General features: G+C 70.0%; 5 protein-coding genes. 4 read left to right on the top strand and 1 reads right to left on the bottom strand.

The features are described from left to right. Positions 1-4,090: sensor histidine kinase (locus GWK61_RS61640; protein WP_194920741.1), on the bottom strand; the 4,090-nt coding region annotated here is incomplete at its 3' end. A gap of 382 nt (positions 4,091-4,472) precedes the next feature. On the opposite strand from GWK61_RS61640, the gene GWK61_RS49615 reads away from it, so the two are divergent. From GWK61_RS49615 to GWK61_RS49600, 4 genes are all read left to right on the top strand, one after another. After that, positions 4,473-5,522 (top strand): ABC transporter substrate-binding protein, encoded by a 1,050-nt coding sequence (locus GWK61_RS49615; protein ID WP_194920739.1) that lies wholly within the window; start codon positions 4,473-4,475, stop codon positions 5,520-5,522. A 104-nt stretch (positions 5,523-5,626) separates the two neighbouring features. Continuing rightward, positions 5,627-6,343: an FAD-dependent thymidylate synthase gene (gene thyX, locus GWK61_RS49610; protein ID WP_194920743.1), complete on the top strand. Its 717-nt coding sequence runs from the start codon at positions 5,627-5,629 to the stop codon at positions 6,341-6,343. Between the two features lie 302 nt (positions 6,344-6,645). After that, positions 6,646-7,572 carry a 4-hydroxy-tetrahydrodipicolinate synthase gene (dapA, locus tag GWK61_RS49605; protein ID WP_194920730.1) on the top strand — a complete coding sequence of 309 codons (927 nt, stop codon included), beginning with the start codon at positions 6,646-6,648 and terminating at the stop codon, positions 7,570-7,572. Positions 7,573-7,615: 43 nt separating this feature from the next. Beyond that, entirely contained in the window at positions 7,616-9,301 is a 1,686-nt protein-coding gene (locus GWK61_RS49600) for a ribonuclease J (protein ID WP_194920728.1), read from the top strand. Positions 9,302-9,503: the final 202 nt, after the last annotated feature.

Below are 9,503 nucleotides of genomic sequence, written 5' to 3'. Positions count from 1 at the left end.
CGGGCTTCGGCGGCGTGCCGGGTACCTGGGCACTGCCGGAGTCGGACTTCGCGCACCGGGCGTCGATGATCACCAAGTCCGAAGTCCGCGCCCTGGCCTTGAGCAGACTCGCCCCGCGCCCCGGCCGGACCGGTTCGGCCGGACGCACGGTGCCGACCTCCAGAGCGTTCTGCGGAACGGCGGTCCCCTCGCCGGCCCGCACCCGGAACCATTCGGACTCGATCGCGTTGAAGATCGAGGTGTTGTGCGCCGCCGGGTCCATCGGGATCGACTCGATCGGCGCGGTGAGCGGGTCCGGGTAGTCGGCGTAGTTGGTGCCGGAGGACGACAGCGGGTCCGGCGCGCCGGGGCCGGCGAGCGGTTCGCCGACCGGGGGAGCGTAGCCGGTGGCGTCGCCCATGGGGTTGCCGAGCGGGTTGCCCATCGGGTTGCCGAGCGGCGTGTGGAAGCCCGAGCCGGACAGGTCGGCGACGGTCTGCTCGCCGTACTGCGGGGCTTCGTACTGCGGGGTGTCGTACTGCGGCGGCTGGTACTGCGACGGCGGGTACTGCGGGTTGTCGAAGCCGGAGCCGGTCAGCGGCTCGCCGACCGGGCGGCGGCCGAAGGAGGGCGCGTCGTTGCCGTAGCCGGTGCCGGTGTTCGGCGGAGCCTCGGGCGCCGCCGCGAACGGGTTCCTGAGGCCTGCCATCGGGTCGTTCGGGTCGTTGTCCGCCGGGGCGTTCGGGTTGAACGCCGCGGGGGCTTCGAAGCCGGGGCCGGTCAGCGGTTCGCCCATCGGGCGGCGTCCGAAGGAAGGCCCGTCGTTGGCGTACCCGGTTCCGGACGGAGCGGCCGGCTGACCGAACTGCGGCGCCTCGAAGGCGGGACCGCTGTACAGCTCGCCGGACTGCTGTCCGGCGGCCGGTGCCGCCGGGCCCTGGCCCTGCTGACCCTGGCCCTGGTTGCCGAACCCGCTGTCCAGGTGCCCGCCGAACGGCGTCATGCGCACCTCGCCGGGGGCGGCGTAGGGGTCGCCCGCCGCGAGTTCGGCGCCGAGGTCGTTGTTCAGGCCGCTGGCCGACAGCGAGTCGGTGTTGGTGCTGAAGCCGCCCGAGGACGAGCCCAGCGAGGGCTGGCCGGGGGTGGCGAAGGGGCCGGCCGGCGGCGGGAGGAGCAGGTCGTCGCGCTCATCCTGCTGGGTTTCGCGGTACGCCGCGAACTCGCCGGTGTGCTCCATGTCCGGGATGTTCGGGAGCAGGTCGTCGAAGCTGGAGGAGAAGTTCAGCGGCGCGGGCTGGGCCGGCGGGGCCGGGGGCGGCGGCATCGCCGGACCCCCGTCGCCGACCCGGAAGTCCAGCCGCATGTCGTCGCTGCCCGCACTGATCCGGAACTGGCCGGTGTTCTCCTGATTCGCCGGCGGGGCGGGCGGGCCGCTGGGCGCCTGGTTCGGACGGAAGTCGTACGTCGCCGTCCCGTCCAGCGCCTCGGCCAGCCGGCCGTCCAGTTCCGGTTCCGGCAGCACGAACTCCGGACGCTGGAAGGCGCCGCTGCTGCCCGGGTCGCCGGGGTCGCCCTCGCGGATGACCGGGCTCACGCCGTGCGTCATGGCCTCGGTCTCGGCGAGCAGTTCGGCGAGTCCGGGCGGGGTGGCGTCGGTGTTGCGGTACGGCGGGGCCGCCGGGCTCACGTCCTCCCAGCCGTCCCCTTCGCCGCCGCCGACCGGGGCCCGCTCGCCGCCGAACGGCGGCAGCGGGGCCGGGGCCTGCGCCGGCGGGCCCTGCTGCAGGTCCGCGCCCGGGGCCAGCTCGCGCTGCTCGGCCCGCACCGCGCCGGCCGGGCGCCGGGGCAGGCCGGTCGAGGTGAGCTGCGGCAGCTGGCCGGTGTCGGCGATGTCGCCGAAGGTGCCGCGGTTGCCGCCGACCGCCGGGGCGTCGGACAGGTTGCCGGCCAGCAGTGCGGCCGGGACCAGCACCAGGGCGGTGATGCCGCCGGTGGCCGAGCGGCGCAGCCGCACCTGGATGCCGTGCCGGGTGGCCAGCCGGCCGACCACGAACAGGCCCATGCGGCGGGAGATGGCGACGTCCACGACCGGCGGGTTGGCCAGCCGCTCGTTGGAGTCGTCCAGTTCCTCCGGGGTCATGCCGATGCCGGAGTCCTCGATCTCCAGCATCACGCCGCCGGTGTTCAGCAGGTTGCCGGTGACCGAGACCTTCGTCTCCGGCGCGGAGAACGACGTCGCGTTCTCCAGCAGCTCGGCGACCAGGTGGACGACGTCGTTCACGGCGCGGCCGGCGACCTCGACGGTCGGCAGGTCGCGCAGCGTGACCCGCTCGTACTGCTCCACCTCGGAGGCCGCGGCGCGCAGCACGTCGATCAGCGGCACCGGCTGGGACCAGCGGCGACCCGGCTCTTCACCGGCGAGGACCAGCAGGTTCTCACCGTTGCGGCGCATACGGGTCGCGAGGTGGTCCAGCTTGAACAGCGAGGCGAGCTGGTCCGGGTCCTGCTCGGCGTTCTCCAGCTCGTCGATCAGCCGCAGCTGGCGCTGCACCAGCGACTGCGAGCGCCGGGAGAGGTTGGTGAACATCGCGTTGACGTTGTTCCGCAGCATGGCCTGCTCGGTGGCCAGCCGGACCGCCTCGCGGTGCACCTCGTCGAACGCGCGGGCCACCTGGCCCACCTCGTCGGTACTGGACAGGGCGATCGGCGAGATCGGTTCGATCGGTTCGCTGCCGTCCGCGTCGCGCAGGCGGCGGACCATCTCCGGCAGTCGGTTGCCGGCGATCTCCAGGGCGGTGTTCTGCAGGACTCGCAGCGGGCGTACCAGCGAGCGCGCGATAAGCGCGGTGGCGACCGACACCACGAGCAGGACGCCGATGATGATGCCGATGTTCAGGTACATGGTGTTGCGGGCGCTGTTGGCCAGCGAGTCCGCGCGCTGCACCAGGGCTGCGGCCTGTTGGGTACGGACCTGCTTGTACCGGTCGAGCAGCGCGTTGTACTGCGTGTAGACGCTGCCGGGGACCAGCTGGTCGCCGTTGTCGCTGGCGCCGTTGTTGGACAGCTTGTCGTCGATCGTCGTCAGGTACTGGTTCGCCCCGGTGTAGGACTCGCCGACGTCCACCGTGTCGCTCAGCGACTGCTGCATCGGCGCGATGGCGACGGTCTTGAACTCCGAGCGGGTGGAGGTCAGGTCCGAGATCAGCCCCTGCAGCCGGGCCAGGTTGTCCTGGTTCTGGTTGGGGTCGATGCTGACGGCCAGCGTGGTGAGGAAGCCGCGCTCGCGCGAGGTGGTCTCGGTCATCTTGCCCAGGTCCGCCAGCGACCGGGCGTCGTTGATCAGCTGCTGGTCACCGGCGTCGGCGGCGACGAACTCGTAGAGCCCGTCGAGGCTGTCCAGCACCTTGTTGTACTGGTCGAACACGCTCACCGGGTTGGAGTACGCGCCGTCCACGGCCTGGTGCAGCGCCGGGACGCCGGTCATGTTGGCCTTGGCGTCGGCGATCGCGGCCAGCGTGTCCGCCGGGTAGGACCCGTCGATCTTGTTCAGCACCGGCTGCATCACGGCGGTCGCGCGGTCGGTGGCCTTGCGCTGCGTGGCCATGCTGGTGGTCAGGTTGGTCAGGGTGGCCGAGTCGGCGTTGCCGGTCGGGGCCCGGAACGCCATCATCTCGATGCTGATGTCGCGCTCGTCCTGCAGCGCGTCGATCAGGTCCGACAGCGGGCTGGCCGCGGCGGCCATGGTCTTGGCGTGGTCGTAGGTCTGCACGTTGCCGACCTGCTGCACGATCCGGGCCGCGGCGCCGAAGATGGTGGCCACCAGCGGCACGATGACCAGGACGACCAGTCGGGTGCGGACGCGCCAGTTGCGGGGGGCGAAGCGGTTCGCGGACGCGGTGGGCGGCGGGGGAGGGGGCGTGTGCCCGCCGCTGCCCTCGGTCTCCTGCGATGTGGGGACCGGCCGTTGTCCTGGCAGCACTCCATCCCGGGCCCCGCGCGGAAGCTCTCCGGGAGCAGTGCGGCCGGCGGCCGCGTCGGATATGGATCCGCCGGGCGGCGGCGCGCCGGCACCGCGCTCCGGGAAAGGAGCCGGCGGACGGCGCGGGGACACGGGTCGAGTCTGCACTGGCCCTCACAGCTTTCTTTGCGACCGGGCCGCTACTGCGGCGGGTGGGGCGCCACACATGGCTCGCGGTCTCTAGGTTTCAAGCAACGCATTCCAGCACAGGAGAGCGAGCGAGGCCAAGGGCGGGGGTTGACAGAGGGGCGATTAGATGCGTTATAGGGGGATAAGCCGGGCGATGACTCCGCGCATGTGCGTATCCTTACTCGTGCATTAGTGCTAGTCGATCTCAACGGTGACGTAGGGGGCCCGGCGGCCCATGTATTACGATGCGCCGACCGGCTTCATCGAAACCTTTGCAGGGGGCAGCGCAGTGCGATCAGCCAAACCCCGAGCCCGTTCGCGCAGGACCTCGGCGATCGTCCTTTGCGTGGTGCTCACCGCGTCCGCCGGTGCCGCCGCGGCGTGCAGCAGCAGCACGTCCACGGCCTCGGCGTCGGCCGCGATGCCGGCCCACGGCGCGTTGGAGCAACATCAGCTCCGAATAGGCATCCCCAAGGGCGAAATAGGCGCGCTCCCGATCTACACCGGCGTCGACAAGGGCTATTTCAAAGATCAGGGGATCGACGTCACGATCGACGATTCCTACAAGAGCTACCAGGACGCCCTCCAGGGGCTCAACGACGGCAAGGTCGACCTGGTCTACGACGACTACGTGCACGCGATCCTGGCCCAGTCCAACGGCGCGTTCCGGCTGCAGCTGGTCGCCGAGGGCTACACCGCCGGCGACGGCAGCGTGCAGCTGCTCAGCAAGGTCACCGGCATGAAGAACGCGCAGGAGATCAAGAACGTCTTCGGCGCCGCCGGCGGCTTCCTGGTCCCCACCTCGGGCACCAACGACACCAACGACGCCTACACAGTCCCGACGATCATGCTCATGACCTCGCTCCCGGACCTGGCCAACAGCTTCCGGATCAAGCAGGCCAACTCCGCGGCGCACCTGAAGTCGATGGTCCCCACCGACCTGGCCGTGAAGCTGACCGGCAGCGCGGACGCCAACCTGGCGGCCGTCATCCCCGAGCCGTACTACAGCTACGCGACGAACAACAACAAGCTGGTCGGGCTGATGGACCTGACCCGCGGCGCGACCCAGGCGATGCCGATGGGCGGCTACTTCGCCAAGCAGGACTTCGCCGTGGAGAAGACCAACCTGTTCAAGGCCTTCACCGGGGCCCTGAACCAGGCCAAGAACTCCACTTCGCAGCGCGCCACGGCGATGACCGAGATGCAGGCGCACTACGGCACGATGGCCAACTCCACGGTCGCCGCCAGCATCAGCTTCGGCACGTTCCCGACCACGGTGAACGTCGACCGCGTGGACCGCGTCCTGACCCTGATGCAGGGTCTGGACCTGGCTCCGTATTTCAACATCGACACGATGATGCCGCCGGACGCGCTGCGCAGCCGTACCGGGAGCTGACCGGCCGACCGCGGTCTTCACTCCCGCGGTCCGTACCGTCCGCACCGTCCGCACCGGCGTCGTCACAGGTCAGGCGCCGGTAGGCTCGGACGGTGAGCGATGAGATGGAGAGCGTACGGTTCCGCTCGGACATGACCGTGGAACTGGTGAAGGCCTCGGCCTCCGACAACGACGTCCTGTGGGCGGCCCGGGTCTCGACCAAGGGCGAGCAGTCCCTGGACGAGGTCGGTACCGATCCCGCGCGCTCCGGCGGCTTGATCAACTACCTGATGCGGGACCGGCACGGCTCGCCCTTCGAGCACTCCACGATGACCTTCCTGGTCGCCGCGCCGATTTTTGTTTTCCGAGAATTCATGCGGCACCGCGTCTGGTCCTACAACGAGGAGAGCGGGCGCTACCGCAAGCTGGACCCGGTGTTCTACGTACCCGGACCGGAGCGGAAGCTGGTGCAGGAGGGCAGGCCCGGCAAGTACGTGTTCGTCCCGGGCACCGACGAGCAGCACAAGACGGTCCAGGACACGGTCCGCCGGTCCTGCGAGGCGAGTTACGCGGCGTACCTGGAGATGTTGGACGCAGGTATCGCGCGCGAAGTGGCCCGGACTGTGCTTCCGGTCGGCATCTACTCCTCGATGTACGCCACGTGCAATGCGCGTGCGCTGATGCACTTCCTGTCGTTGCGGACGAAGCACGAGGAAGCGACGTTCCCGTCGTTCCCGCAGCGCGAGATCGAGATGGTCGCCGAGAAGATGGAAGAACACTTCGCCGAACTGATGCCGCTGACTTACGCGGCGTGGCAGGCGAATGGTCGGGTCGCACCTTAATAGTGTTGAGGAGATAGGGACTCCTGGCCCCGGAAGGTGACAGCGGGCACTGCTTCTATAGACCGCGCCAATCCTTCTCAGTCGCGAAGTGCTCACTCTCAGTAGTCCTAAAGAGTGAAAAACGACCGGCGGCGCGGCCGGACCCGTAACGCGCCCCGTGCGCGTCTGTTAACCACGGTGGACCCCGTCCCCACCGGACCCCCGAGCGGTGGAGACGGGGTCTGTCCATTCAGCTCGGCTACCTGATTCACGTAAGCAAAGCCAGCTATTCGATCACCTGCACGGCCCGGTACCGTTGTGCCATGCCCGAGAACGCGCACCTCGCCGAATCCGCCCCCGACCTGTGGTCCACCGGGGCGCCCTTCGGTCGGCTGATCACCGCGATGATCACGCCCTTCCACCCGGACGGATCCCTGGACCTGGACGGTGCGCAGAAACTGGCCGCCCACCTGGTCGAGGCGGGCAACGACGGCCTGGTGGTCTCCGGCACCACCGGCGAGGCGCCGACCACCTCGGACACGGAGCAGGCGGAGCTGCTCCGGGCGGTCCGCGAGGCGGTCGGGGACCGGATCTCGGTGATCGCCGGCGTCGGCACCAACAACACCGAGCACACGCTCGCGCTGGCCCGGCAGGCCGAGGCCCTCGCCGACGCGCTCCTGGTCGTCACCCCGTACTACAACAAGCCGACCCAGGAAGGCCTCTTCCGGCACTTCACCGCGGTCGCCGACCACACCACGCGCCCCGTCGTCCTCTACGACATCCCGCACCGCGCCGGCATCGCCATCGAGACCGACACCCTCAAGCGGCTGGCCGAGCACGACATGATCGTCGCGGTGAAGGACGCCAAGGGCGACCTGGCCGCCGGGTCCGAGGTCATCGCGGCCACCGGATTGGCCTACTATTCAGGGGACGACCCGCTGACCCTGCCCTGGCTCTCGGTCGGGGCGGTCGGCGTGGTGAGCATGTCGGCGCACCTCGCGGCGCCGCGCATCCGCGCGATGATCGCCGCGTATCTGGCCGGCGACGTGCTCGAAGCCGCGCGCCTGCACGCCGAACTGCTGCCGGTCCACGCCGGTGTGACAAGTCTGCCAGGTGTGATCTCCCTCAAGGCGGCAATGAACATGCTGGGACTGCCCGGCGGCCCGGTGCGGCTGCCCCTGGTCGAGGCGACCGAGGAGCAGCAGGCCCGGCTCAAGACGTATCTCGCCCAAGGCGGCGTGAAGATCTAGCAAGGAGCGGACCAGAGGTCCGCGGAACACAAAGGAAAACTGCATGAGCCATCCGCATCCGGAACTCTCCGGACCCCCGCCGCTGCCGCGAGGCGCGCTGCGAGTGACCCCGCTCGGCGGACTCGGAGAGATCGGTCGCAACATGACCGTCTTCGAGTACGGCGGCAAACTGCTCATCGTCGACTGCGGCGTCCTCTTCCCGGAGGAGGCCCAGCCCGGCGTCGACCTGATCCTGCCGGATTTCAGCTCCATCCGGGACCGGCTGGACGACGTGGTCGGCGTCGTGCTGACGCATGCCCACGAGGACCACATCGGGGGTGTGCCGTACCTGCTCAAGGAGTCCGGCGACATCCCCCTGGTGGGCAGCAAGCTGACGCTGGCGCTGGTCGAGGCCAAGCTCGCCGAGCACCGGATCCGGCCCTACTCGCTGCAGGTCGTCGAGGGCGACGTGGAGCAGATCGGGCCGTTCGAGTGCCGCTTCGTGGCGGTCAACCACTCCATCCCGGACGCCATGGCCGTGGCGATCAAGACCCCGGCCGGCACGGTGTTCCACACCGGCGACTTCAAGATGGACCAGCTGCCGCTGGACGACCGGCTGACCGACCTGGCGACCATCGCCGAGCTCGGCAAGTCCGGCATCGACCTGCTGCTGTCGGACTCCACCAACGCCGAGGTGCCGGGCTTCGTCACCTCCGAGCGCGAGATCACGCCGGTGCTGGACCGGGTGTTCGGCCGGGCCAAGGGGCGCATCATCGTGGCCTCCTTCGCCTCGCACGTGCACCGCGTCCAGCAGGTCTGCGACGTGGCCGCCGCGCACGGCCGCAAGGTGGCGCTGGTCGGCCGGTCCATGGTCCGCAACATGGCCGTGGCCCGCGACCTGGGCTACCTGAAGGTGCCGGCGGACCTGATCATCGATCTGAAGGAGATCGACGATCTGCCCGACGACAGGGTGGTGCTGATGTGCACCGGGTCGCAGGGCGAGCCGATGGCCGCGCTGTCCCGCATGGCCAACCGCGACCACCAGGTGCGCATCACCGGCGAGGACACCGTGATCCTGGCGTCCTCGCTGATCCCCGGTAACGAGAACGCGGTGAACCGGGTGATCAACGGGCTGACCCGCTGGGGCGCGACGGTCGTGCACAAGGGCAACGCCATGGTGCACGTCTCCGGGCACGCCGCGGCCGGTGAGCTGCTGTACTTCTTCAACCTGGCCAAGCCGCGCAACTTCATGCCGGTGCACGGCGAGTGGCGGCACCTGCGCGCCGCGGCCGACCTGGCGATGAAGACCGGCGTCCCGGCGGACCGCGTGGTGATCGCCGAGGACGGCGTGACCGTGGACCTCGTCGACGGCGTCGCGCGCATCACCGGCAAGGTCGACGCCGGCTACGTCTACGTCGACGGCAGCTCGGTGGGCTCGGTGACCGAGGCCTCGCTGAAGGACCGGCGGATCCTCGGGGACGAGGGCTTCGTGTCGGTGTTCGTCGCGGTCTCGGCCGACACCGGCGGCATCGTCACCGGCCCGGTCATCACCGCCCGCGGCTTCGGTCTGGACGACCAGACGCTGGAGCAGGCCAAGCCGCTGATCGTGGCGGCGCTGGCGGACGCGGCGGCCGAGGGCATCGGCGACACCCACCAGCTCCAGCAGCTGGTGCGCCGCTCCGTCGGGCGCTGGGTGTCGAACACCACGCGGCGCCGGCCGATGATCCTGCCGGTGGTCGTCGAAGTCTGATCCGCGCGGTTCCACCGGCCTTCGAAGGCTGTCACGGGCCATCCTTTCGCCGCAGAGGCGAAAGGATGGCCCGCCGCTTTCCCAGGAGCTGTAATGGACACCGGGACGAGGCGGGGCCTTCGTGGGGCGGAGCCCGCCGTCTCGGCCCGGGGGAACCCAAGCAACACGGCACCTCACCGGGGGTCAGGGGCGGGGGTTCACA

The organism is Catenulispora rubra, from assembly GCF_015356825.1.
GTDB classification, from domain to species: Bacteria; Actinomycetota; Actinomycetes; order Streptomycetales; family Catenulisporaceae; genus Catenulispora; species Catenulispora rubra.
This window is presented reverse-complemented; position numbering and strand designations above follow the sequence as displayed.